Here is a 22,692-nt window from a genome sequence, read left to right as displayed (position 1 = left end):
AAGCCAACAGAAACGTAAAGGATGTCCCCGGTTTCAATCGTAAAGGATGTGTCCGTTTCTACACAGCTAGAGATGCCGTTTGCGGACGAGCTTCATCACCACCACAAAAAACACCGGCACAAACACCACCGCCAGTGTCGCGGTGATCATTCCGCCAATCACGCCGGTGCCAATGGCTTGCTGGCTCGCGGAGCTGGCGCCCGTGGCGATTGCCAGGGGCACGACGCCGAGGATGAACGCCAGGGACGTCATGACGATCGGCCGCAAGCGCAGGCGTGCGGCTTGCAGCGTGGCGTCAATCAGGTCGTGGCCTTCGTCGTACAGGCTCTTGGCGAACTCGATGATCAGGATCGCGTTCTTCGCCGACAGGCCGATGATGGTGATCAGCCCGACCTTGAAGAACACGTCGTTGGGCATCCCGCGCAAGGTCACGGCCAATACCGCACCGAGCACGCCCAGCGGCACCACCAGCAGCACCGAGGTCGGAATCGACCAGCTCTCATACAACGCCGCCAGGCACAGGAACACGATCAACAGCGACAACCCGAGCAGGATCGGTGCCTGACTGCCGGACAGTCGTTCCTGCAAAGACAGGCCGGTCCATTCCTGGCCCAGGCCTGCCGGCCCTTGCGCGACCAACCGTTCGATTTCCGCCATGGCTTCACCGGTGCTGTGACCCGGCGTCGGCTCACCGGAGATACTGATCGCCGGATAGCCGTTGTAACGGGTCAATTGCGCCGGGCCCTGGGTCCATTTGGCCTGGACGAAGGCGGACAACGGCACCATTTTCCCGTTGCTGTTGCGCACGTGGATCTTCAGCAGATCGGCGACCTGACTGCGTTGATCGCCTTCGGCCTGAACCACCACCCGCTGCATCCGCCCCTGATTGGGGAAGTCGTTGATGTACGCCGAACCGACCGCGGTAGACAGCACGCTGCCAATGTCAGCAAAGGAAACCCCCAGCGCATTTGCCTGTTTACGGTCGACGATCAGTTGCACCTGCGGCGCTTCGGCCAAGGCACTTTCGCGCACGTTCATCAGGATCGGACTTTTCTCGGCGGCCGCCAGCAACGCGGTGCGCGCCTGCATCAGCGTGGCATGCCCGAGGCCGCCACGGTCCTGCAAGCGGAACTCGAAACCGCTGGAGGTGCCGAGGCCGTCCACCGGCGGCGGCAGGACCGCGAACGCCACGGCATCCTTGATCTGGCTCAGTGCGATGTTGGCGCGGTCGGCAATCGAACTGGCCGAATCGTCGCTGCCGCGATCCGACCAGTCTTTCAACGTGGTAAACGCCAGCGCCGCGTTTTGCCCGCTGCCGGAGAAGCTGAAGCCGAGAATCACCGTGCTGTCACCGACGCCCGGTTCGCTGGCGTTGTGCGCTTCGATCTGCTCGACCACCTGCACCGTGCGATTCTTGCTCGCGCCGGGCGGCAGCTGAATGTCGGTGATGGTGTAACCCTGATCCTCCACCGGTAGGAACGAAGAGGGCAGACGACTGAAGCACAGCCCCAGAGCGACCAGCAGCACGCCGTAGATCAGCAGGTAGCGGCCGCTGCGTTTCAGCGCATAGGCGACCCAGCCCTGATAGCGCTCGGTCAGTTGCTCGAAGCGCCGGTTGAACCAGCCGAAGAAACCGCCCTTGGCGTGATGCTCGCCCTTGGCAATCGGTTTGAGCAGCGTGGCGCAAAGCGCCGGGGTCAAGGTCAGCGCGAGGAAGGCCGAAAACAGAATCGAGGTGGCCATCGACAGCGAGAATTGCCGGTACATCACCCCGACCGAGCCCTGCATGAACGCCATCGGAATGAACACCGCCACCAGCACCAGCGTGATGCCGATGATCGCACCGGTGATCTGCTTCATCGCCTTGCGGGTCGCCTCTTTGGGCGACAGGCCTTCGGTGACCATGATCCGCTCGACGTTCTCCACCACGACGATGGCGTCGTCCACCAGAATGCCGATGGCCAGCACCATGCCGAACATGGTCAGCACGTTGATCGAGAACCCCAGCGCGAGCATGGTCGCAAAAGTGCCCATCAATGCCACCGGCACAACGAGGGTCGGAATCAGCGTGTAGCGGATGTTTTGCAGGAACAGGAACATCACCGCGAACACCAGCACCATCGCCTCGACCAGGGTGTAAACCACTTTGGTAATCGACACTTTGACGAAGGGCGAGGTGTCGTACGGAATCTTGTATTCCACATTGGCCGGGAAGTAGCGCGCCAGTTCATCCATCTTCGCCCGCACCAGCGTCGCGGTGCTCAGGGCGTTGGCGCCGGGCGACAACTGCACGCCGACGGCGGTGGACGGCTTGCCGTTCAGGCGCGTGCCGAACTGATATTCCTGGCTGCCGATTTCGACCCGCGCCACATCACCGATGCGCACCGTGGAGCCGTCGGCATTGGCCTTGAGCACGATGTCGGCGAACTCTTCCGGGGTCGACAGCTGGCCTTTGACCAGAATGGTCGCGGTGATTTCCTGGGTGGTGCGGGTCGGCAGATCACCGATGCTGCCGGCCGAGACTTGGGCGTTCTGCGCAACGATGGCGGCGTTGACGTCGGCCGGTGTCAGGTTGAAACCGATCAGTTTCTGCGGGTCGATCCAGATCCGCATCGCCCGTTCGGCGCCATACAACTGGGCCTTGCCGACGCCGTCCAGGCGCTTGATCTCGTTCATCACGTTACGCGCCAGATAATCGCTGAGCGCCACGTCGTCGAGCTTGCCGTCAGTGGAAGTCAAGGTGATCAGCAGGAGGAAACCGGCGGAGACTTTCTCTACCTGCAAACCTTGCTGATTGACCGCTTGCGGCAGGCGCGACTCGACGACTTTCAGGCGATTCTGCACATCCACCTGAGCCATTTCCGGGTTGGTGCCCGGCTGGAAAGTCGCCTTGATCGTGGCGCTGCCGAGGCTGCTTTGCGACTCGAAATACAACAGATGATCGGCGCCGTTGAGCTCTTCCTCGATCAGGCTGACCACGCTTTCGTCCACGGTTTGCGCCGAGGCACCGGGGTACACGGCATAGATTTCGATCTGCGGCGGCGCGACATCGGGGTACTGCGCCACCGGCAACTGCGGAATGGCCAGGGCGCCAGCCAACAAGATGAACAGGGCAACCACCCAGGCGAACACCGGGCGATCAATAAAGAACTGCGGCATAGAAAAGCGTCCTGCTTACTGACCAGAAGCCTGGGCAAGTGGAAGAGGGGAGTCGTCGATCTGCACTTTCTCGCCGGGCTTGGCGTGTTGCAGGCCTTCAATGACGATGCGGTCGCCAGACTTGAGGCCTGCGGTGACGATCCAGCGATCGTTTTGCACGACGCCCAGTTCGACCGGTTGCTGGCCGACCCGTTGATCCGCGTCGAGCATCAGCACCTGCGCAACGCCCGCGCTGTCACGCTGGATGGCGCGTTGCGGCACGCTGATGCCTTGCTGATTCACGGCTTGTTCCAGGCGCACCCGCACGAAGCTGCCGGGCAGCAAATCGAGGTCCGGGTTGGGAAACTCGCTGCGCAGGATGATCTGGCCGGTGCCCGGGTCGACGGTGACGTCGGTGAACAACAGCTTGCCCGGCAGCGGATAGAGGCTGCCGTCGTCCTGAATCAGCGTGGCTTTGGCCTGCCCCTGACCGACTTCCTTCAACTGACCCGAGCGGAAGGCGCGGCGCAGGTCGTTGAGTTCGCGGGTCGATTGGGTGAGGTCGGCATGAATCGGATTCAACTGCTGGATCAGGGCCAGCGGTGTGCTTTCGTTCTGCCCGACCAACGCGCCTTCGGTGACCAGCGCGCGGCCGATGCGCCCGGAAATGGGCGCGGTGACGGTGGCGTAACCGAGATTCAATTTCGCTCGATCCACGGCGGCCTTATTGGCCGCGACGTCAGCGGCGGTTTGCCGTACGGCGGCCCGGGCGTTGTCGTAGTCCTGGCCGCTGATGGCGTTGCCTTCGATCAACTGGGCGTAGCGCTGCTCTTGCAGTCGGGCCTGGAAGGCGTTGGCTTCGGCCTTGCGCAGCGAAGCTTCGGCGCTGTCCAGGTCAGCCTTGAACGGTGCCGGATCGATGCGAAACAGCACGTCGCCTTTTTTCACGTCGCTGCCTTCGTGAAAAACACGCTGCAATACCACGCCGGCGACACGGGCGCGCACTTCGGCAATGCGTGGCGCGGCAATCCGCCCGCTCAACTCGCTGGTGATCGACAGGGGGCGGGCTGTGAGGGTCTCGATGCGTACGGTGGCCAACGGCGCCTGTTCTTCAGCGTTCGAGGACTTGTCACACGCGCTCAGCGTCAACGCCAGGGCAAGCAGGCTGAGCTTGGCAAGCAGGTTCTTTGACATGTAAATCCCCCAATAATGAACTCCCGCATCCTACGGGGAGCCGACGAGGGTAGCGGTGAAGCTTTGTTGGTGCTGTGTGAAATTGTGTAAGGGTTTTACTCAGGCATGGGTGAGGGCGTATATCCTTCACGGCTTGATTCTTTCAGCGCCTGTCATGCCGCCATCGCCAGCAGGCTGGCTCCCACAGTTGATAGGGGATGTTCACAAAATCTGTGCTCACATCAAACCCCTGTGGGAGCTAGCCTGCTGGCGATGGCGGCACAACAGGCGCCACTGCACTTTCTGGAAACACCCATGCCCAACATCCTCCTGGTCGAAGACGACACCGCGCTCTCCGAACTGATTGCCAGCTACCTGGAACGCAACGGCTATTGCGTCAGCGTGATCAGCCGCGGCGACCACGTGCGCGAGCGCGCGCGGGTCAATCCCCCCGACCTGGTGATCCTCGACCTGATGCTGCCGGGGCTCGACGGCCTGCAGGTCTGCCGCTTGCTGCGGGCGGATTCGGCGACGCTGCCGATCCTGATGCTCACCGCCCGCGACGACAGCCACGACCAGGTACTGGGCCTGGAAATGGGCGCCGACGACTACGTGACCAAACCCTGCGAACCGCGTGTATTGCTGGCCCGCGTGCGCACACTATTGCGCCGCAGCAGCCTCAGCGAACCGCAGACCGCCAACGACCGCATTCTCATGGGAAACCTGTGCATCGACCTGTCCGAGCGCACCGTGACCTGGCGCGAGCAACTGGTCGAGCTGTCTAGCGGTGAATACAACCTGCTGGTGGTGCTGGCCCGGCATGCCGGCGAAGTGCTGAGCCGCGACCAGATCCTGCAACGCCTGCGCGGCATCGAATTCAACGGCACCGACCGCTCGGTTGACGTGGCGATTTCCAAGTTGCGACGCAAATTCGATGACCACGCCGGCGAGGCGCGCAAGATCAAGACCGTGTGGGGCAAGGGTTACCTGTTCAGCCGTTCCGAGTGGGAATGCTGAAGCGATGTTCAGGATCCTCTTTCGCCTGTACCTGGTGACGATCATCTCGTACAGCGCCGCGATCTATCTGGTGCCGGACGTCGTGATCAAGGTCTTCCAGGAGCGCTTTGTCACCTACAACCTCGATTACTCGCGCGGCTTGCAGTCGCTGATCGTCAAGCAGTTTCACGCCGTGCCCGAAGCGCAGTGGCCGGCCTTGGCTGCCGAGTTGGACAAGGCATTCAATCCGCTGCACATCGTCCTGAGCCGCAATGACGATGACGGTTTGACCCTGGCGGAACAGAAGCGTCTCCAGCGTGGCGAGAACGTCGTGCGCATCGGCGATTGGGGCTGGCGCACGCTGGCGGTGGCGCCGCTGAACGCGCAAGTTGTCGTGCAAATGGTCGTGCCGCCGGACCCGCTGGACGTCAATTTGCTGTACTGGAGCATCAACGTGCTGATCGGCGCGACCCTGCTCGCGTGCCTGTTGCTGTGGCTGCGCCCGCACTGGCGCGACCTGGAGCGGCTCAAAGGCACGGCTGAGCGCTTCGGCAAAGGTCATTTGAGCGAGCGCACCCGGATCCCCGGCCACTCCAACATCGGTAGCCTGGCCAACGTGTTCGACACCATGGCTGGCGACATCGAAAAACTGCTCAACCAGCAGCGGGATTTGCTTAACGCCGTTTCCCACGAACTGCGCACACCGCTGACCCGACTGGATTTCGGCCTGGCCCTCGCGCTGTCCGATGATTTGCCCGCCTCCAGTCGGGAGCGGTTGCAAGGGCTGGTTGCACACATTCGTGAACTCGATGAGCTGGTGCTGGAGCTGCTGTCTTACAGCCGCCTGCAAAACCCGGCGAAAGTGCCGGAACAGGTCGAGGTGGCGCTGGATGAATTCATCGACAGCATTTTGGGCAGTGTCGACGAGGAGCTGGAAAACCCGGACATCGTCATCGACGTGCTGCTCCACGGCCAGCTCGAACGCTTCACGCTAGACCCACGCCTGGCTGCCCGCGCGATTCAGAACCTGCTGCGCAACGCAATGCGCTATTGCGAGAAGCGCATTCAGATCGGGGTGCAGGTCTGTGCGAAGGGCTGTGAAATCTGGGTCGATGACGATGGCATCGGCATTCCCGATGACGAGCGCGAGCGGATTTTCGAACCGTTCTATCGATTGGATCGCAGTCGGGATCGGGCGACGGGCGGGTTTGGTCTGGGGCTGGCGATCAGTCGTCGGGCGCTGGAGGCGCAGGGCGGAACGTTGACGGTCGAGGCCTCGCCGCTGGGCGGGGCCCGGTTTCGGTTGTGGTTGCCGTCGCTGGTTTGAACACGTCCCGCTGACCTTGCGGTGATTTCATCGCGACCGGGTGCGAATAGAATTGCCGACTGGTGCCAAATCCGATGCGCCGCTGGGTCTGGTGGTCGGCGTACCATTTGGCCCTTCAAATACAGGACTACCATTGGGTCGTTCGCCAAGGCGGTGTTGGGGCTGATTCGGATTTCTTGCTTCGGTTCGAAACGCAGGTGGGCGCTGGCTGAATCTGTTAAGGCCACGGTCGACCGGGGCAGGCGGGTTATAGGCGGGGGGCGAGCTCGGATTGCCTTGAGGAAGACTGTTCATTTGGATTGTGATTGAGGTGTTACCCCTCGGCTGGACGCTTCCACTCATCTGCGGTTGGCGGGCTTTTCTTAAGGGCGCTAACTTACTGCCAAGAGCAATGCCGCCTGCCAGCCCTGAAATCCCCGAAAGTATCAACCCCAGCGTCTCATCCTCTACATATAGTGATCCAGCAAAAGTACCCACTGCAACAACGGCGGAAACGTTGAAAATGCTGAAAACATTCGACAAGATAGAGAATTTGCCGTTCGGATCACTCCGATTAACCGGATCCCCCCCGCAATACGCATATGCATTCTTCCCACCGTCGCTGAACGGACTCAAGCTGTCCGGACTGTTGAACCGCATCAATACCGGGTTGAACTGCCGATAACCATTACCCAAATGATAATGCCCGGTCAGCGGATCAGGCCGTTCGCCATTGAACGCGAGCAGGCTGAGCAAGCCGTTTTCCGGAGGGCGGAGGGCGGTGGCCGTAGGGTGTGAGGGCGAGAGGGTGAGGCTCAGCAGCGTCGAGTGCGTTTATCACGGAACGTTGTTGGTCGGTCGCCAGAAGGGTGGTGTCGATCTTGCCGTTCTGGCGCAGTTGTTGCGCCAATAGCTGGTCGTCGTGCTGGAAGATGCTGCGGTGAACCGCGCCTTGAATTTCGTTAGCCAGGCGCGTTTTGCAGTAAAAAACGCTGGAGCCTGCCTGTTGCGGACGGGGCGCAATCAACCTGACGGTCCAGCGGATCATAACCATAGCGACACAGCACGGTACTACTCGAGGAAAGTGGCATCGAAGCAGCTCCATGCACAATTGGACAACTGGGGCGTTAGTGTCGGACATCCGTCAATCGTTGGCCACTATCAGAACTGCTAGGGCTTTTACTGACAAAAGGCCCCGTTTTGTCGCAGTCATGGGCTGAAACTGTAAAACCTGACAGTAGTCATCCTCGCCACTTAAGCGTTTCATTGTCTCTTCGCAGTCCGACTTCGGCGGCAGGGCAGGAGGGCCGGCATGGGTGATCAAATAACCAAAAGAAACGGTGAGGGCACGATCAACGCGATCAGGACAGTCTGGGTTGATACAACGTCGACGAAGTTCGCCATGGTCACCCCTGATGATGGTTTTCGTTCCAGGCTGGCAATCCGCGTAGGGCCCAATACCACGGCGGGTGGCGATGACTATTTTCTCGTCGGTGACAAAGTGAAATACACCGTGCTGATGGGACCGGCAGGAGAATGTGCAGGCGCTCAGGACCTGGTGAAATTCACAGCAGGCGCCTCGGTCAATTGATGAATTCTGATGTAGCAGTTGCCGAGCCTGCAAGGCTGCGTTCGGCTGCGCAGCAGTCGTAAATTCAGGCAGCGAAATTTATCAGGCCGACCGCAGAGGCACGCTCCGCAGCTGCTACGGATCTACGCGTTGATTCGACTCCGTAGCAGCTTGGCCATGTCCTCCAACTCCGCCGCCGGGTTATGCCCGATCAGCATCCATGCATGTTCCATGTCTGCCCAATAGACGATGTTCATTCCATGCCGGCGTTCCCGGGCGAAATCCCGGCTGCCGCTGTTGGAGTGGGTGACGCACAGCGCCATCGGGCCGTGGACCGGGTCCAGATAGGTGATCTGGGCGATGGCCACGCCATCGTATTCGAGGATCTGCGCACGCTTGAACTCGGGACGCGGCAAGGTCAGTTGCGCGGGCATGAGGTTCAGGCCCAGGCGCGTATCGATGGTCCGCAGTTGCATGCGTTGGGCGGCTTCGTCTCTGGGCAAATGTTCCAGGGTTTGCGGCACGTAGAGGGACATGTAGTCGGCGACTAATCCGCGCCAATTGTTTTCCTCCCTACTCGATTGCCAGCCGAGGAATAACCGGTCCGCCAGCACGCCGCTGACCACCAGGCTGGCGGCCGCCGCGAGGAACCAGCGCCGGTTCATCCCAGGGCGTTCAGGCGAGGGCAAGGTGTCGAGCATGGATTGCAAGCGATCCACCGGAGCTTGCCGAGTCAATTCCTCGAAGGCCACGTTGAACGGCAGGCTGCTGCGAGCCAGCCATTGCAGGCGCAGGTTGAGCATCGAATCCTGGGCAATGGCCGCGTCGATGCGGGCGCGTTGTTCGGTGTCGAGCTGGTCGTCGAGGTAGGCGACCAACTGCTCATCCGAAGGTATCGCGTGATCGTTCATCGACGTTCTCCAGTGTTAGGGTTCGGCACGGCCTGCAACGGCGGATGCTCGGCCAGTTTCCCCCGGGCGGCGGCGAGGCGGCTCATGACCGTGCCGATGGGCACCTGCAGGACCTCGGCGACTTCGCGGTAGGACAAGCCCTCGACGTAGGCCAGAAACACGGTTTCGCGCTGGGCCTCGGGCAACGCATCGACGCGCCGGATCACCTGCGCCGCGAGGACGTGGGTCTGCGCCGCGTATTCACCGTCAAACGACAAGGCATGGTCGGCATCCACAAGCCCCTGACCCTGACGCACCCGTCGCGAGCGCACTTCGTTGAGCCAGATCGAATGCAGAATGCTCAACAGCCAGTGGTCCATGCGGCTGCCGGGGACAAATTGCCCGGCACGTTCCAGCGCCCGGACGCAGGTGGCTTGCACCAGGTCTTCGGCGACATGCCGCTGCCGGGACAGCAGCAGGCCGTAGCGCCATAAACGCGCCAGGTGCTGGCCCAGCTCTGCCCGTATTGCCTGATCGCTGGCGATGGCGACCTCCGTCCCGTCAGGTTTTCGATGAATCGTGAATGGCTTCGGCCAAGTCCTGGTATTCCTCGCAGGTGCTGCCACAAATCGATTTTATCTGTTGCAACTGCTCTTGGGCGAGGTCCAGTCGACCCTTGACCACATAAGCCTCCCCGAGGTACTCGCGAACTTGCGCGTATTGCGGATCGAGCTTCACCGATTGCAGGTAATAACCAATGCCTTCGTCGGTGCGCCCCAGTTTGCGCGTGGCGTATCCGCGATAGTTGAGCGCCTTGGCGGTGTTGGGCTGTTTCAGGGTGTCGAGCAGTGCCAGGGCTTCTTCGTAGCGACCGTCTTTGGCCAGCCGATAGGCGTAATCAGTGCGGTCGGCATCGGGCACCAGGCTGCTGGTCTGCCTCACGCACTTTTGCGACCTGGTGTCGAAAACCTGGCCTTTTGGACAATTGGGTTTGGCCGGCGCGTCATCCTCACCATTGGCTAATGCGAGGGAAGCGGACAACGCAAAGGCAAGCAGTAGCTGGACGGTAAAAACAGCAAGACGGGTATTCATGGATGATCTCCACAGGTTTATTCGTTTCAGTTCAACCACGCCACGGCCGGAATCACGATGGCCAACGCCATTTGTTCGGCCCGGCGAAACAGGAAACCCGATACGATCAGGCTCAACAACAAGGCATGCAACGTGAACACCGCAGGGTGAACAATTATTCATTTCTTTCTGCCGAAACCGGCGTGAGTTGGGTGCCGAAACAGGATGCGATCGTCACTGCGCTGGAGGGAGACATCCCGCGTTTCTACAATGGAGCCGGGCGCCGGGCGTTTTCGCATGCGGCATTCGGACCGTTGCAAGAGCAGCAATTCAACCATGGACACACGGGCTCGCCGGAATTGCCGCCGAGCCCGAATTGCGGGGCAAAGCCGTGGTTACGGTGCCTTGCGACGGCGGCGTTTGTGGCGGTGAACGTCAGTTAGATCGGTGGTGCGGCTATCGCTAGCAGGCTAGCTCCCACAGTGGATCTCCAGTGTTCACGAAATCCCTGTGGGAGCTAGCCTGCTAGCGATGAACGATGACGCGATATCAGCTTAGAAGGCGAATCGGCGTTCCAGCAGACCAGGCCTGAATGTCCTCGATCATCTGCGAAAAGAACTGATGGTAATTCTGCTGGCTGACGTACCCGACATGCGGCGTTGCCAGCACATTCGCCAGCGTCCTGAACGGGTGATGAGCCGGTAAGGGTTCTTGCTCGAACACATCCAGCGCCGCACCGGCCAGGCGCTGTTTCTGCAGTGCCTTGATCAGCGCCGCCTCATCGACAATCGGGCCGCGAGCCGTGTTGACCAGCAGTGCGGTGGGTTTCATCCAGTCCAGTGCCTGCGCGTCGACCAATCCGCGGCTGCGGTCGCTGAGCACCAGATGCACCGACAACACGTCGGCCTGTTCGAACAGTTCCTGCTTGCTGACGTAGGTCACGCCCACTTCGGCGGCGCGTTCGGCCGTGAGGTTTTCGCTCCAGGCGATCACCCGCATGCCAAACACCTGGCCGAACTGGGCGACTCGCTGGCCGATGCTGCCCAAACCGAGAATCGCCAGGGTCTTGCCGTGCAGGTCTCCACCCAACCCCTGTTGCCAATGCCCTGCGCGCAGGGCGTTGGCTTCCGCGACCAGATTGCGGGTGGCGGCCATGATCAGCGCCCAGGTCAGTTCCGGCGCGGCGTGTTTGTAACTGTCGCTGCCGCTGACCTGAATGCCGAGCGCGGCAGCGGCTTTCAGGTCGAGGGCGGCGTTGCGCATGCCACCGGTGACCAGCAGCTTGAGTGCCGGTAGCCGACGCAGCAGGTCCTCATCGAACCGGGTGCGCTCACGCATCACGCAAATCACTTCAAACCCGGCCAGCCGAGTTGCCAGCGTTGCGTTATCGGCCGGGTAGTCATGCATGAAACTCACCTGCCCGATGGCCTCCAGCACCGACCAGTCCACCACCTGCCGCGCCACATCCTGCCAGTCATCGAGTACCGCAATCTGCACAGCCATCCGCCTTACCTCATCAATGAACGGGGTTGGTGTTGTTCAGCCAGGCGAGCAGGGCCTGGTGGAATTTTGCCGGTTCTTCCATTTGTGGCGCGTGGCCCATGCCGGGGAATTCGACCAGCGTCGAGTGAGGAATCAATTTCGCCACCTGTTTGCCGAGTACGTCGTAGTGCCCGATTTTCGCTTTGACCTCGGGCGAGGCGATGTCCTTGTTGATGGCCGTGGAGTCGGAAGTGCCGATCAGCAGCAGCGTCGGCACCTTCAGGTTCTTGAACTCGTAGTACACCGGTTGGGTGAAGATCATGTCGTAGATCAGCGCCGAGTTCCACGCCACCTGGCTCTTGCCCGGGCCTTTGGCCATGCCCGAGTACATGTCTACCCAACGGTCGAATTCGGGTTTCCAGCGGCCGTCGTAATAGGTGCTGCGCTGATAGTCGTGAATGCCTTGTGCCGTCACCTTGAGCTCACGCTCGTACCATTGATCAACCGTGCGATACGGTACGCCGAGGGCTTTCCAGTCTTCAAGGCCGATGGGGTTGACCAGTGCCAGTTGCTCGACCTGCTCGGGATACTGCAGCGCATAGCGCGTAGCGAGCATGCCGCCCGTGGAATGCCCGAGCAGGCTGGCTTTCTGGATACCGAGGGCCTTGAGCAGTTGTTGGGTGTTGGCCGCGAGTTGCTGGAAGCTGTACTGATAATGGTCCGGTTTGCTGGAGGTGCAGAACCCGATCTGGTCCGGCGCGATGACCCGGTAACCGGCGTCGCTCAAGGCCTTGATCGAAGCATCCCAGGTTGCGCCGCAGAAATTCTTGCCGTGCATCAGCACGATGCTGCGCCCGTTGGCCTTGCCGTGGGCAGCGACGTCCATGTAGCCCATTTGCAGGGACTTGCCCTGGGACTCGAAAGCGAAATGCTTGACCGTATAGGGGTACTCGAAGCCTTGCAGTTCAGGGCCATACGCCGGACCTTCGGCAGCGATCGCCGGCAGTGCGGCGGTCAGCAGCAGCAGACAGGGTAGCCAGCGGGAGCGTGCGAGGGACATGGGTAGACTCCAGAGGAAATCGGCGATGCTGGATCGGCATGATTAGGGCGACATTAAACACAGGCAATCGCGGCGGGTGATGGTTCAACCGATCCAGCCCAACGTCGCCACGGCCAGTACGCCGTAACGGGCGCCTTTGGCGAGCGTCACGATCAGCAGGAAGCGCCCCAGCGGTTCGCGCATGACGCCGGCCACCAGGGTCAGCGGATCGCCGATGACGGGCACCCAACTCAACAACAGTGACCAATGGCCGTAGCGCTGATAGTGGATGCGGGCCTTGTCCAGATGACGTGGGTTGACCGGAAACCAGCGCCGGTCGCGGAACCGCTCGATACCGCGTCCCAGCCACCAGTTCAGCAGCGAGCCGAGCACATTGCCCAGCGTCGCAACGGCCAGCAGCGACCAGAGCCCATACTGCTCGCTGAGCAACAGCCCCACCAGCACCGCTTCGGACTGCAACGGCAGCAGGGTCGCCGCACCGAATGCAGCGAAAAACAGCGCGATGTACGCAGCAGACATCAATGGGCGGCGGGGTAGTCCGCCACCACCACGTCAGCGCCGTCCCTTTTCAGGCCGATCACCTGATAAGCGTCGCTCATGCCGTCCATTTCCATGCCGGGCGAACCCATTGGCATGCCGGGCGCGGCCACACCCAGCAGGTCGTCACGCTTGCTCAAGGCCAGCACCTGATCGGCCGGGACATGACCTTCGACGAATTTGCCATTGATCAAACCGGTGTGGCAGGACGCCAGACGTGGCGGCACGCCGTGCTGTTGCTTGAATTCGCTCATGTTGGCTTCGACGTGATCCTCGACCTTGAAGCCATTGGCCTCCAGGTGGCTGATCCATTTTTTGCAGCAGCCGCAGTTGGCGTCGCGGTGGACTTCGATGGGGATGAGGTCGGCAGCCTGGGCCAGGGATGAAATGAACAGGGCGCTCAGGGCGACCAGACGCAGGTGGGTTCTCATGGAGGGGTCTCGACTCGGATGGCGGTCAAAAAAAGGCATTTTGACTAGTTTAGCCGGCAACGAGGCAAGAGATTGTTTCGAAGTGATACGGGATTAAGGACAGCACCTGTGGGAGCGGGCTTGCCCGCGATGAGGTCAGCGTAGCCAACAATGATATCGACTGTTACACCGTCATCGCGGGCAAGCCCGCTCCCACAGGGTTCTACATGAGCAACGAGATCATCGGACTTTGAAGCGCCCCATGATCGCGCTGACGCGTGAATTGGCTTCCAGCAACTGCCGCGTATTGAGCTCACTGGCCTGACCGCTTTTCACCAGTTCATCCACCATGTGGCGGATCTGCACCATGCTGCGGTTGATCTCTTCAGTCACCGCACTTTGCTGTTCGGCGGCGGTGGCGATCTGGGTGCTGAGGCTGTTGATGTGGCTGACGGAGCCGGCCATTTCGTCCAGTCCGGTATTGACCCGCGCGGTGGCGTCGGCTGCTGACTGGCAGCTGGCCTGGGTGTTTTCCATGGCGCTGACCGATGAACTGACGCCTTGGGTCAGGCGCGTGAGCATCTCGTTGATTTCCGAGGTGCTGGCCTGGGTGCGAGCGGCGAGGGCGCGGACTTCGTCGGCCACCACCGCAAAACCGCGACCTTGCTCACCGGCACGTGCCGCTTCAATCGCCGCGTTAAGGGCCAGCAGGTTGGTTTGCCCGGCGATGGCGCCGATTACCCCGAGGATTTCGGTGATGCGCTGGGCGTCCTGTTGCATGCTTTCGACTTTATGGGTGGCGCTGGCCACTTCGTCGATCAACGCAATCACACTGCTGGACGCTTCACCCACCACGACCCGCGAACGGTCGGCATTTTCGTTGGCGCGTTGAGTGAAAGCGGCGGTTTCGGCCGCGTTCTGCGCCACGCTTTCGGCGGTCGAACTCATTTCGGTAATGGCGGTGACGGTCTGATCGGTTTCCGAGGCGTGGCGCACCAGAATCTGGCTGGTGTGGGCGGAGGTGCGTTGCAGGTTATCCAGGCTGGACGCCATGGCGCCCGTGGCCTGGGTGACTTCGCCGATCATGTTTTGCAGGTAAGCGATGAAGGCGTTGACCGAGTGGCCGATGGCGCCCAGTTCGTCTTCGGCGCGAATGGTGATGCGTTTGGTCAGGTCGGCGTCACCGGCGGACAATGCATCGATATTGGCCTTCAGGGCTTTCATGCGCTGGATCAGTTGGCGGATCGCATAGATTTGCAACAGCACCAACAGGATCACCATCGGGATTTGCAGCAGGCTCAGCGTGCTGAGCACGTCGTCACGCTGCGCGGTGATCAACTGGGTCGGCAGGGCGGTGGCGAGAAACCACGGCGTGCCTTCGATGGGGCGCATGAAGAAGGTGCTGGCTTCGCCGTTGTTGTCGAACTCGACACGCTGCGCCTGATCACGCTTTTGCAAGCCGGCCTTCACTTGGCTGGCGAAGGGTGAGTTGCCAGCCAGTTCGCTGATGTTCTTCAGCACGATCGGCCCGCTGATGCGCGAGCTGTTGCTGATGATCTTGCCGTCGGCCTCGACGATCAGCATTTCGGCGCCGAGGTCTTTTTCCTTGCGCGCCACCAGGTCGTTGAAGAAGCCCAGGGTTACGTCGATGGTGGAGACGCCGTACGCCGCGCCGTTTTTCTGGATGGCCATGGCGCAGTTGGTGCGCGGTTCGGCGCTGGCGTCATCTTTATAGGCTGCGGCCCAGGCGCATTGCCCGCGTGGGGTTTGCATGCCGCCCTTGTACCAGGTCTGGTCGTAATAGTTGGGCGCCGCGTCGCTATTCCAGAAGGTGTTGACCGTCAGTTTGCCCGAGGCATCGCGATGCCAGAAGGTGCTGAACTTGTTGCGCCCGGCTTCACGCTGGCCGGGCAGGGGCCAGATACCGCCGCCGAAGACTTTCAGTTCGCCGTACTGATCGACCAGGCCTGGCAGGACCGTGTCGATGGCGGCGCTGTCGAGCAGGGGGATGGTTTGCGTGATGCTGCGTTGTTGCGCCTGAACCTTGTTCAGTTCGCCCTGGATTTGCTCGGCGACTTCGGCGATGCGATTGAGCGCGACTTGTTCTTCGGTATGGCGCAGTTTTGGCGCGACCAGTTGACTGATGCCAACCACGGTGAGAATGAACAGCAGCAGAATGAACAGGACCAGAAACAGCGTGTAGCGAGCCTGAATAGTGCGGAATGCGGGCATGGAGCCGGGTCCTTTTTAGCAGCGATCTTATTGTGGGTATCGGTATGAAATTCGGCGCTTCAAAGGGGCTATCGGCTGGCTGGGGACGAGCTTTAGGTACGTTCGTGCAAGAACGGCGGGAGGTGACGGACGGCTCGATTGCGCTGGCCCGCTCAGGCATTTGAACGGGCCAGACGCGGGTTAACGGTCGAGCAACTCCAGGACTTCTTCCGGGTAGCGCAAGCCGACAGGGGCATTCGCCGGGAAGATCGCTTCCAGCGCGTGCAACGCTTCGCGGCCAAGTTTTACCTCCAGCGCTGCCACGTTTTCTTCCAGGTATTTACGCTGTTTGGTCCCGGGGATCGGGATCACGTAATCACCCTGGGCCAGCACCCATGCCAGCGCGAGTTGACCCGCCGTCACACCTTTTTCTGCCGCCAGGTCCTGTACTTGCTGCACCAGCAACAGATTTTTCGCGAAGTTGTCACCCTGAAAACGCGGGCTGAACCGACGGTAGTCGTCTGCCGCAAAATCGTCCGGGCTTTTCAGTGCACCGGTCAGAAAACCCCGGCCCAACGGGCTGTAAGGGACAAAGGCAATGCCCAGCCGCTGGCACGCGGCCAGGCAGCCATTGTCTTCCTGATCCCGGCTCCACAAGGAGTATTCGCTTTGTAGCGCGCTGATCGGATGAACCTGGTGCGCCCGCTCCAGCGTTGCCGCCGAGGCTTCGCTCAAGCCCAGGTATCGCACTTTGCCGGCCTTGACCAGTTCGGCCATGGCGCCGACGGTTTCCTCGATGGCCACTTGCGGGTCGACGCGGTGCTGGTAGTACAAGTCGAGGGTTTCGACACCGAGCCGTTTGAGGGTGCCGTCGATGGAGGTACGGATATATTCCGGACGTCCGTCGACCCCGCGTGCGGTCGGGTTCGAAGGATCGCGAACAATGCCGAACTTGCTCGCCAGAAACACTTGATCGCGCTTGCCGGCGATGGCTTTGCCGATCAGTTCTTCATTGGTGTGCGGGCCGTACATGTCGGCGGTGTCGAGCAGGTTAATGCCCAATTCGAGCGCGCGATGCAGGGTGGCTGTGGCTTCGCGGGTGTCGGTGCCTGTGGTGTAGAAATCGGACATGCCCATGCAGCCCAGACCGATCGCGCTGACTTGCGGACCGTTCTTACCCAATTGACGTGTTTGCATGAAATCAGCTCCCTGTGAATGTGAATCCCATTGTTAACCTCGACAGAATCCAGATAAACCGGCTAAAACTGCTATCACTATTAGTAATTTCTAAATAATCAGTCAGCCCGAGAGCACAATGGATCGATTCAACGCCATGCGCGTATTCACACGGATCGTCGAGCTGGGGGGCTTTGCCAAAGCGGCAGACAGCCTGCAATTGCCCCGCGCCTCCGTGACTATTCTGATCAAACAGCTGGAGGCGCATCTGGGCGTGCAGTTGCTGCAACGCACCACCCGGCAAATCAGCCTGACCCTCGACGGCGCGGCCTACTACCCGCGTTGCGTGCGTTTGCTGGCGGATCTTGAGGAAACCGAAGCGGTGTTTTCTGCCGCACGCCACAACCCCAAGGGTTTGCTGCGCGTGGAAATGCCGGCGGGGGTGGGGCGCCTGATCGTGATCCCTGCTTTACCGCAGTTCACGGCGCGCTATCCGCTGATCGAGCTGGAAATCGGTTTGAATGACCGGCCGGTGGACCTGATTCGCGAGGGGGTCGATTGCGTACTGCGCGGCGGTTCGGCACTGGACGATTCTCTGGTAGCGCGGCCACTGCTCATGCTCGATCAGATCACCTGCGCCAGCGCGGGTTATCTGCAACACCACGGGACGCCGCAGTGCCTGGCCGATCTGGAGGGGCATGAAATGGTGGAGTACGTTTCCAGTCACAGCGGCAAACGTTTCGGACTGGAGTTTGTAGTCGATGGCCAGATACAGCCGATCAATCTGCCCAAACATGTGGCGGTCAACAGCGCCGATGGATATCTGGCGGCGTGTGAGGCAGGGTACGGATTGGTCCAGGCCCCGTACTATCACGTGGCCAGGCAGTTGAAGGAAGGCCGTTTGATCGAGGTACTGAGGCAGGTGCCGCCACCGGGGATGCCGTTGACGGCGCTCTATCCTCCTCACCGTCAACTATCGCGGCGGGTGCGGGTGTTTGTCGACTGGATGGTTGAGCTGTGTGCGCAGCCGGGAAATGACTTTCGCAGAGAGCATTCAGGTCACTGAAAAAGACCTAGCGATGTGGGTAGTATCCCGGCCCGCCTCGGTCGTAGTGGTGGCCGCCGTGCCATCCGCCGTGGGGGAAAATAATGCAGCCGCTCAGGGAAAGGATGGCCAGCAGGGGAATCAGCAGTGTGATTCGACGGAACATTTCAAAATCCTCATGGTTATCGCCGCTATGAAGCCAAAAGGCTTCATCGGCTGTAACATGAGACCCCGTTTGCAGCGCCCCATCCCCGGAAAACGGTAGTGGCTTGGCATGCATTCGGATACAAACCGGATACATCTTTAAGGTTCGCGTTCGCTTACGTTTAAGCTTTTTGTTTGAGGAAAAGGGCCATGACCCAGTCGCAACGTTTGAAATACTCGATTCTGATTTCCCTGGTGGTGCTGGGAATCATGTTTGGCCTTTCGTATTTGCAGAATACCGGCGTCATCAGCGAAAAACTGTTCCAGTACATCGCCATTGGCGTGGCGGTGATCGTGGTGGTGGTCAATGGCGTGATGCGTCGCAAGGTCAAGCCCTGAACGACGCGCCGGGGTCAGGTTATTCGCCGTGCAATGCGGCGAATGCCTGCGGGTGCAAGCGGTAGCTTTTGTCCGGGTTCAGGGTGATCACGCCTTCGCTGCACAAACGTTTCAACACTTCGCGCACACTGAGAAAGGACAGCGGAATATCCAGGTCCAGCAGGTGGCTGTGGACGCCGCGCACACCGAGGCTGCGATCGCTTTCGGCGGCGGTCAGCAAGGCGTCGATGACTTTCAGGCGGATCAGGCTGGTGCGCAGGCCGAAGCTCTTGAGCAGAACCCGGATCCGTTCGTTGCCGTGACGTTCGGTTCGCTGATTGAACAGGCCCGAGCCCATGGAGGAGCCCATTGGCGCAGTGCTACCGTCCGTTGGCAGTTGCGAGTTGTACATGCAAAATCTCCTTTTCAGAGCCTGAACCGGATAGATGTGTTGGGTGCTCTTACTCAGTAAGACGTACGAGCTACTCAAATCATGAAGGCTCAGATGTAGAAATTTTGTCGCCATCACGTCACAAGCGTGTAAATCCCCGCAGAAACGCCCTCCAGCGCTCTAAATTTTTCTCGTGAATTTCGTTCCTACATGACGGCAGCACTATGCCTATTGGATCAGGAGCGAGCGTGATTATGACCAGGCAGTTAACCCGATTGAGCCTTGCCGCCGTGTTGGTGGGCTTGAGTCTTGCGGCAAACGCGCGCAGCCAGCCGGATTCGGCGACGGCCGACATCCGCCGGACCAGCTTCGGCGTGCCGCATATCCGCGCCGACAACGAACGTGGCCTCGGCTATGGCATCGGCTACGCCTACGCCCAGGACAATCTGTGCCTGTTGGCCAATGAAATCACCACGGTGAACGGCGAGCGTTCACGCTATTTCGGCCCGGAGCAGTTCACGGTCGAAGAGCGCGAAAACCAGGTCAGCGACGTGTTTTTCAGCTGGCTGAACACCCCGCAAGCCGTCGCCGCTTTCTGGCAGGCGCAAACCCCGGAAGTCCGCGACCTCATCGAGGGTTACGTGGCGGGGTACAACCGCTCGCTGACAGAGCGTCGCGCGCAAGGTTTGCCGCAGCAATGCCAGGGCGACTGGGTGCGCGAGATTACCGCCCAGGACCTGGTCAAGTTGACCCGGCGCCTGCTGGTCGAAGGCGGCGTCGGGCAGTTTGCCGAAGCACTGGCCGGTGCCACGCCGCCCAAAGCCGTCGCGCAGAACACCGCGGCCTCGGCGCAGTTTCAGGTGGCTGCTGCGCGCATTCAACGCTTCGCACTGGATCGCGGCAGCAACGCCGTCGCGGTGGGCAGTGAGCGTTCGTTCAATGGCCGTGGCATGTTGCTGGCCAATCCGCATTTCCCGTGGGTCGGCGGGATGCGCTTCTATCAGATGCACCTGACCATTCCCGGCAAACTCGATGTGATGGGCGCCGCGTTACCGGGTCTGCCGATGATCAACATTGGCTTCAACCAGCACCTGGCCTGGACCCACACCGTGGACTCGTCCAAGCATTTCACCCTGTATCGCCTGCAACTCGATCCGCAGGATTCGACCCGTTACCTGCTCGACGGCAAGTCGTTGCCGATGAAGCAGCAGACCGTGACGGTGAAGGTGAAGCAACCTGACGGGCAGACCCGCGAGGTCTCTCATGTGGTCTACAGTTCGCCGTTCGGCCCGGTTGTGCAATGGCCGGGGAAACTGGACTGGGATAACCAGTTCGCCTACAGCCTGCGCGACGCCAACCTCGATAACGACCGGGTTCTTCAGCAGTGGTACGCGATGAACCAAGCAGTCAGCCTCGAGGAATTGCAGGCGTCGGTCCACAAGATCCAGGGCATCCCGTGGGTCAACACCTTGGCGGCGGACGATCAGGGGCAGACGCTGTACATGAACCTGTCGGTGGTGCCGAACGTCAGTGCCGACAAACTGGCCGCGTGCAGCGATCCACGGATCGGATTGGAGCTGATCGTGCTCGACGGTGCCAACAGTGCCTGTGCCTGGGATATCGACCCGACGGCGGCGCAAAAAGGCATTTATGCGGCGGACAAATTACCGCAGTTATTGCGCAAGGATTTTGTGCAGCACTCCAACGATTCGGCGTGGATGGCCAACCCGGCACAACCGCTCACCGGTTTCTCGCCATTGATCAGTCAGGACAGCCAGCCGTTGGGCCTGCGTTCACGCTTTGCCCTGGATCGCCTGGGCACACTGAACAAGGCCGGACCGATTGCTGCGGCTGATCTGCAACGGATGGTGATGGACGATCAGGTGTACCAGGCGACTCAAGTGATGCCGGACCTGTTGCAGTTCTGCGCGGCGGACCTTAGGGCCGATGCGCCAACGCTCATACCGCTGTGTGCCAGTCTGAAGGCCTGGGACCGTAGCGCGAATCTGGACAGCGGCTTGGGGTTTGTCCACTTCCAGAACGTCATGGAAGCGCTACAGGAAACGCCGGATGTCTGGCGTGTGGTGTTTGATCCGAAAGACCCGCAATACACACCGCGCGGCCTGGCGGTCGATCGCCCGGAAGTCGCCAAGGCGGTGCGCGAGGCGATGCTGGCGTCGGTGGCATCGGTCAACACGTCGGGGCTCAAGACGGACAGTCGCTGGGGCGATATCCAGGTGGTCAGCAGCGGTGGCCGGCAGACGCCGATTCACGGCGGGCCAGGCACGCTGGGCGTGTACAACGCGATTCAGAGCGTGCCGAGAAGCGACGGAAAACGCGAAGTGGTCAGTGGCACCAGTTATTTGCAAGTGGTGACCTTCGACGACAAAGGACCTCAGGCCAAAGGGCTGCTGGCGTTCTCGTTGTCCAGCGACCCGGCCTCCAAACATGCCAACGACCAGACGCTGGCCTTCTCGAAGAAACAGTTGAGCGTGTTGCCATTCACCGAGCAGCAGATCACTTCGGACCCGCAGTACCAGGCACAGACGATTCGCGAGCAGGATGACAAAGCCGCGAAGGTGGCCAAACAGTAAATCGAGCAGTGTTTGAGTGCACAAAGAAGGCCGCACCCCGCAAGGGTTGCGGCCTTCAGCTTTTAGGCGGTTGCTGCGGCATGGAGTTTAGGACTGGATTGCCGTCCCTGTTGCGGGTCAGGTAGACCGGCAACACCTTGGGCAACGTCGCCACAAGGTTGTTGAGTTCCTTGATGTTGTAGATGCCACCGAGGCGAATTGAGCCGGTGCTGCTATCGGCGACCATCACCGGGGTGTTCAGATAACGATTGATCAATGGCAGGGCTTCGGACAGCGCCAGGTTATCGAGCACCAGTTTGCCGTGACGCCAGGCCAGTGAGCTGTCGTTGGCGTAGGTCTGGCTGATTTGTGGTGTGAAGTCGCCTTGTTTGTAGCGCGCCTGCATCGATGGCTCAAGCCGCAGGCCATCACCCGGCAGGTCATTGTTGCTACTGACCAGTACCGAGCCTTCAATCAGATTGACGCGCACCTGATCCTCGTACATCCAGACATTGAACTGGGTGCCGGTGACCCGAATTCTGCCGTCCGCCGCCCGGACGACAAAAGGGTGGTTCGTGTCGTGACTGACGTTGAAGAAGGCTTCGCCTTTTTCCAGCCTGACGCGACGCTGATCCTTGTAATTGCTGTAGGTCAGCTCGGTGCCAAGGTTCAGTTCGACCTGACTGCCATCGCTCAATGTGACCTGACGGACCGTATTGCCGGCTTCGAAATGCTGGTACGAGTTCGGAATCCAGCCCAGGTTCCACCCGCTGTAAGCCGCCAGTGGCAACGCCAGTGCACACACGGCGGCAGCGATGCCGAACGTGCGCCAGGGCGTTGCCGGTTGTAGGCGAGCGACGGGCATGACAGCTTCGGGACGAGGCAAATCTGCCGCGACATCCCAGATCTCCAGCATGGCCTCGTATTCGAACGCATGCAGCGGATCAGCATCAAGCCACTGTTCGAATGCATGCCGTTCCTCGGCCGTGCAGTCGGTGGCGTGCAAACGCATGCACCAGTGCGCAGCGGCATCGGTGATGGCGTCATATTGGGCTTGGGAGAGAGGGCTGTCGGTCATTGACTCATCCTGATTTCCCGCATTCTAACCTTGAGGGCAGTCTGCGAGAACAGCCGTCATGGC

Annotated in this window: 20 protein-coding genes and 1 pseudogene; 7 read left to right on the top strand and 14 right to left on the bottom strand. The window is 60.6% G+C overall.

Features of this window, described 5'->3' with window-relative positions; all coding sequences use genetic code 11:
• Nucleotides 1-66 precede the first annotated feature (66 nt).
• Nucleotides 67-3,159 carry a multidrug efflux RND transporter permease subunit gene (locus Q7W83_RS15825; RefSeq protein ID WP_473656323.1) on the bottom strand — a complete coding sequence of 1,031 codons (3,093 nt, stop codon included), beginning with the start codon at nt 3,157-3,159 and terminating at the stop codon, nt 67-69.
• Between the two features lie 15 nt (nt 3,160-3,174).
• Nucleotides 3,175-4,332: an efflux RND transporter periplasmic adaptor subunit gene (locus tag Q7W83_RS15820; protein ID WP_473656322.1), complete on the bottom strand. Its 1,158-nt coding sequence runs from the start codon at nt 4,330-4,332 to the stop codon at nt 3,175-3,177.
• A 294-nt stretch (nt 4,333-4,626) separates the two neighbouring features.
• On the opposite strand from Q7W83_RS15820, the gene Q7W83_RS15815 reads away from it, so the two are divergent.
• Nucleotides 4,627-5,328 carry a response regulator gene (locus Q7W83_RS15815; RefSeq protein ID WP_109631796.1) on the top strand — a complete coding sequence of 234 codons (702 nt, stop codon included), beginning with the start codon at nt 4,627-4,629 and terminating at the stop codon, nt 5,326-5,328.
• 4 nt (nt 5,329-5,332) lie between these two features.
• Nucleotides 5,333-6,634 (top strand): ATP-binding protein, encoded by a 1,302-nt coding sequence (locus Q7W83_RS15810; protein WP_150629794.1) that lies wholly within the window; start codon nt 5,333-5,335, stop codon nt 6,632-6,634.
• Between the two features lie 27 nt (nt 6,635-6,661).
• Here the strand turns inward: Q7W83_RS15810 and Q7W83_RS15805 are convergent, their stop codons facing one another.
• Nucleotides 6,662-7,369, bottom strand: coding sequence for an RHS repeat-associated core domain-containing protein (locus tag Q7W83_RS15805; protein ID WP_473656321.1), 708 nt, complete (start codon nt 7,367-7,369; stop codon nt 6,662-6,664).
• A 556-nt stretch (nt 7,370-7,925) separates the two neighbouring features.
• On the opposite strand from Q7W83_RS15805, the gene Q7W83_RS15800 reads away from it, so the two are divergent.
• Entirely contained in the window at nt 7,926-8,204 is a 279-nt protein-coding gene (locus Q7W83_RS15800; RefSeq protein WP_150639018.1) for a hypothetical protein, read from the top strand.
• Between the two features lie 122 nt (nt 8,205-8,326).
• Here Q7W83_RS15800 and Q7W83_RS15795 read toward each other — a convergent pair whose 3' ends face one another.
• The 3 genes from Q7W83_RS15795 to Q7W83_RS15785 are packed head-to-tail and all read right to left on the bottom strand — an operon-like array spanning nt 8,327 to nt 10,165.
• A complete protein-coding gene (locus Q7W83_RS15795; RefSeq protein ID WP_150629790.1) occupies nt 8,327-9,094 on the bottom strand; it encodes an anti-sigma factor family protein in 768 nt (255 codons plus the stop codon).
• Nucleotides 9,091-9,588 carry an RNA polymerase sigma factor gene (locus Q7W83_RS15790; protein WP_473657632.1) on the bottom strand — a complete coding sequence of 166 codons (498 nt, stop codon included), beginning with the start codon at nt 9,586-9,588 and terminating at the stop codon, nt 9,091-9,093. The genes Q7W83_RS15795 and Q7W83_RS15790 overlap by 4 nt, the downstream gene beginning before the upstream one ends.
• A gap of 46 nt (nt 9,589-9,634) precedes the next feature.
• Entirely contained in the window at nt 9,635-10,165 is a 531-nt protein-coding gene (locus Q7W83_RS15785) for a tetratricopeptide repeat protein (protein WP_150629788.1), read from the bottom strand.
• Nucleotides 10,166-10,338: 173 nt separating this feature from the next.
• Between Q7W83_RS15785 and Q7W83_RS15780 the strand changes: the two are divergent.
• Nucleotides 10,339-10,587: pseudogene (locus Q7W83_RS15780) on the top strand (class I SAM-dependent methyltransferase); the annotation flags it as partial.
• Between the two features lie 106 nt (nt 10,588-10,693).
• Here Q7W83_RS15780 and Q7W83_RS15775 read toward each other — a convergent pair.
• From Q7W83_RS15775 to Q7W83_RS15750, 6 genes are all read right to left on the bottom strand, one after another.
• Entirely contained in the window at nt 10,694-11,647 is a 954-nt protein-coding gene (locus Q7W83_RS15775) for a D-2-hydroxyacid dehydrogenase family protein (RefSeq protein ID WP_473656320.1), read from the bottom strand.
• Between the two features lie 13 nt (nt 11,648-11,660).
• A complete protein-coding gene (locus Q7W83_RS15770) occupies nt 11,661-12,686 on the bottom strand; it encodes an alpha/beta fold hydrolase (protein ID WP_473656319.1) in 1,026 nt (341 codons plus the stop codon).
• 84 nt (nt 12,687-12,770) lie between these two features.
• Nucleotides 12,771-13,205: a YqaA family protein gene (locus Q7W83_RS15765; RefSeq protein WP_150629782.1), complete on the bottom strand. Its 435-nt coding sequence runs from the start codon at nt 13,203-13,205 to the stop codon at nt 12,771-12,773.
• Entirely contained in the window at nt 13,205-13,654 is a 450-nt protein-coding gene (locus Q7W83_RS15760; protein ID WP_150629780.1) for a DUF411 domain-containing protein, read from the bottom strand. The genes Q7W83_RS15765 and Q7W83_RS15760 overlap by 1 nt, the downstream gene beginning before the upstream one ends.
• 219 nt (nt 13,655-13,873) lie before the next feature.
• Complete coding sequence (locus Q7W83_RS15755) at nt 13,874-15,865, bottom strand: methyl-accepting chemotaxis protein (RefSeq protein WP_150629778.1); 1,992 nt, start codon at nt 15,863-15,865, stop codon at nt 13,874-13,876.
• Between the two features lie 180 nt (nt 15,866-16,045).
• Nucleotides 16,046-17,041, bottom strand: coding sequence for an aldo/keto reductase (locus Q7W83_RS15750; protein ID WP_150629776.1), 996 nt, complete (start codon nt 17,039-17,041; stop codon nt 16,046-16,048).
• A 118-nt stretch (nt 17,042-17,159) separates the two neighbouring features.
• Here Q7W83_RS15750 and Q7W83_RS15745 point away from each other — a divergent pair, with 118 nt between their 5' ends.
• A complete protein-coding gene (locus Q7W83_RS15745) occupies nt 17,160-18,086 on the top strand; it encodes a LysR family transcriptional regulator (RefSeq protein ID WP_473656318.1) in 927 nt (308 codons plus the stop codon).
• Nucleotides 18,087-18,419: 333 nt separating this feature from the next.
• On the top strand, nt 18,420-18,608 hold the full coding sequence (locus Q7W83_RS15740; protein WP_059405111.1) for a hypothetical protein: 189 nt from the start codon (nt 18,420-18,422) through the stop codon (nt 18,606-18,608).
• A 19-nt stretch (nt 18,609-18,627) separates the two neighbouring features.
• On the opposite strand, the gene Q7W83_RS15735 is transcribed toward Q7W83_RS15740, so the two are convergent.
• The gene (locus Q7W83_RS15735; protein WP_150629772.1) at nt 18,628-18,999 is read right to left on the bottom strand and encodes a fe2+ zn2+ uptake regulation protein; all 372 of its coding nucleotides are present in this window, start codon (nt 18,997-18,999) and stop codon (nt 18,628-18,630) included.
• A 227-nt stretch (nt 19,000-19,226) separates the two neighbouring features.
• On the opposite strand from Q7W83_RS15735, the gene pvdQ reads away from it, so the two are divergent.
• The gene (pvdQ, locus tag Q7W83_RS15730) at nt 19,227-21,572 is read left to right on the top strand and encodes a bifunctional acylase PvdQ (protein ID WP_473656317.1); all 2,346 of its coding nucleotides are present in this window, start codon (nt 19,227-19,229) and stop codon (nt 21,570-21,572) included.
• 55 nt (nt 21,573-21,627) lie between these two features.
• On the opposite strand, the gene Q7W83_RS15725 is transcribed toward pvdQ, so the two are convergent.
• Nucleotides 21,628-22,629: a FecR family protein gene (locus Q7W83_RS15725; RefSeq protein ID WP_150629768.1), complete on the bottom strand. Its 1,002-nt coding sequence runs from the start codon at nt 22,627-22,629 to the stop codon at nt 21,628-21,630.
• Between the last annotated feature and the right edge of the window lie 63 nt (nt 22,630-22,692).

Source organism: Pseudomonas sp. 300, from assembly GCF_055803035.1.
Note: the sequence above shows the minus strand (reverse complement) of the source record. Positions and strands in the feature narration are given on the sequence as shown.

What these genes read in the sequence shown, in the direction of transcription:
- Q7W83_RS15820 (WP_473656322.1), bottom strand. Translation starts at nt 4,332, where the DNA reads ATGTCAAAGAACCTGCTTGCCAAGCTCAGCCTGCTTGCCCTGGCGTTG.
- Q7W83_RS15760 (WP_150629780.1), bottom strand. Translation starts at nt 13,654, where the DNA reads ATGAGAACCCACCTGCGTCTGGTCGCCCTGAGCGCCCTGTTCATTTCA.
- Q7W83_RS15785 (WP_150629788.1), bottom strand. Translation starts at nt 10,165, where the DNA reads ATGAATACCCGTCTTGCTGTTTTTACCGTCCAGCTACTGCTTGCCTTT.
- Q7W83_RS15770 (WP_473656319.1), bottom strand. Translation starts at nt 12,686, where the DNA reads ATGTCCCTCGCACGCTCCCGCTGGCTACCCTGTCTGCTGCTGCTGACC.
- Q7W83_RS15735 (WP_150629772.1), bottom strand. Translation starts at nt 18,999, where the DNA reads ATGTACAACTCGCAACTGCCAACGGACGGTAGCACTGCGCCAATGGGC.
- Q7W83_RS15800 (WP_150639018.1), top strand. Translation starts at nt 7,926, where the DNA reads ATGGGTGATCAAATAACCAAAAGAAACGGTGAGGGCACGATCAACGCG.
- Q7W83_RS15810 (WP_150629794.1), top strand. Translation starts at nt 5,333, where the DNA reads ATGTTCAGGATCCTCTTTCGCCTGTACCTGGTGACGATCATCTCGTAC.
- Q7W83_RS15825 (WP_473656323.1), bottom strand. Translation starts at nt 3,159, where the DNA reads ATGCCGCAGTTCTTTATTGATCGCCCGGTGTTCGCCTGGGTGGTTGCC.
- Q7W83_RS15740 (WP_059405111.1), top strand. Translation starts at nt 18,420, where the DNA reads ATGACCCAGTCGCAACGTTTGAAATACTCGATTCTGATTTCCCTGGTG.
- Q7W83_RS15775 (WP_473656320.1), bottom strand. Translation starts at nt 11,647, where the DNA reads ATGGCTGTGCAGATTGCGGTACTCGATGACTGGCAGGATGTGGCGCGG.
- Q7W83_RS15795 (WP_150629790.1), bottom strand. Translation starts at nt 9,094, where the DNA reads ATGAACGATCACGCGATACCTTCGGATGAGCAGTTGGTCGCCTACCTC.
- Q7W83_RS15725 (WP_150629768.1), bottom strand. Translation starts at nt 22,629, where the DNA reads ATGACCGACAGCCCTCTCTCCCAAGCCCAATATGACGCCATCACCGAT.
- Q7W83_RS15815 (WP_109631796.1), top strand. Translation starts at nt 4,627, where the DNA reads ATGCCCAACATCCTCCTGGTCGAAGACGACACCGCGCTCTCCGAACTG.
- Q7W83_RS15755 (WP_150629778.1), bottom strand. Translation starts at nt 15,865, where the DNA reads ATGCCCGCATTCCGCACTATTCAGGCTCGCTACACGCTGTTTCTGGTC.
- Q7W83_RS15745 (WP_473656318.1), top strand. Translation starts at nt 17,160, where the DNA reads ATGGATCGATTCAACGCCATGCGCGTATTCACACGGATCGTCGAGCTG.
- Q7W83_RS15750 (WP_150629776.1), bottom strand. Translation starts at nt 17,041, where the DNA reads ATGCAAACACGTCAATTGGGTAAGAACGGTCCGCAAGTCAGCGCGATC.
- Q7W83_RS15765 (WP_150629782.1), bottom strand. Translation starts at nt 13,205, where the DNA reads ATGTCTGCTGCGTACATCGCGCTGTTTTTCGCTGCATTCGGTGCGGCG.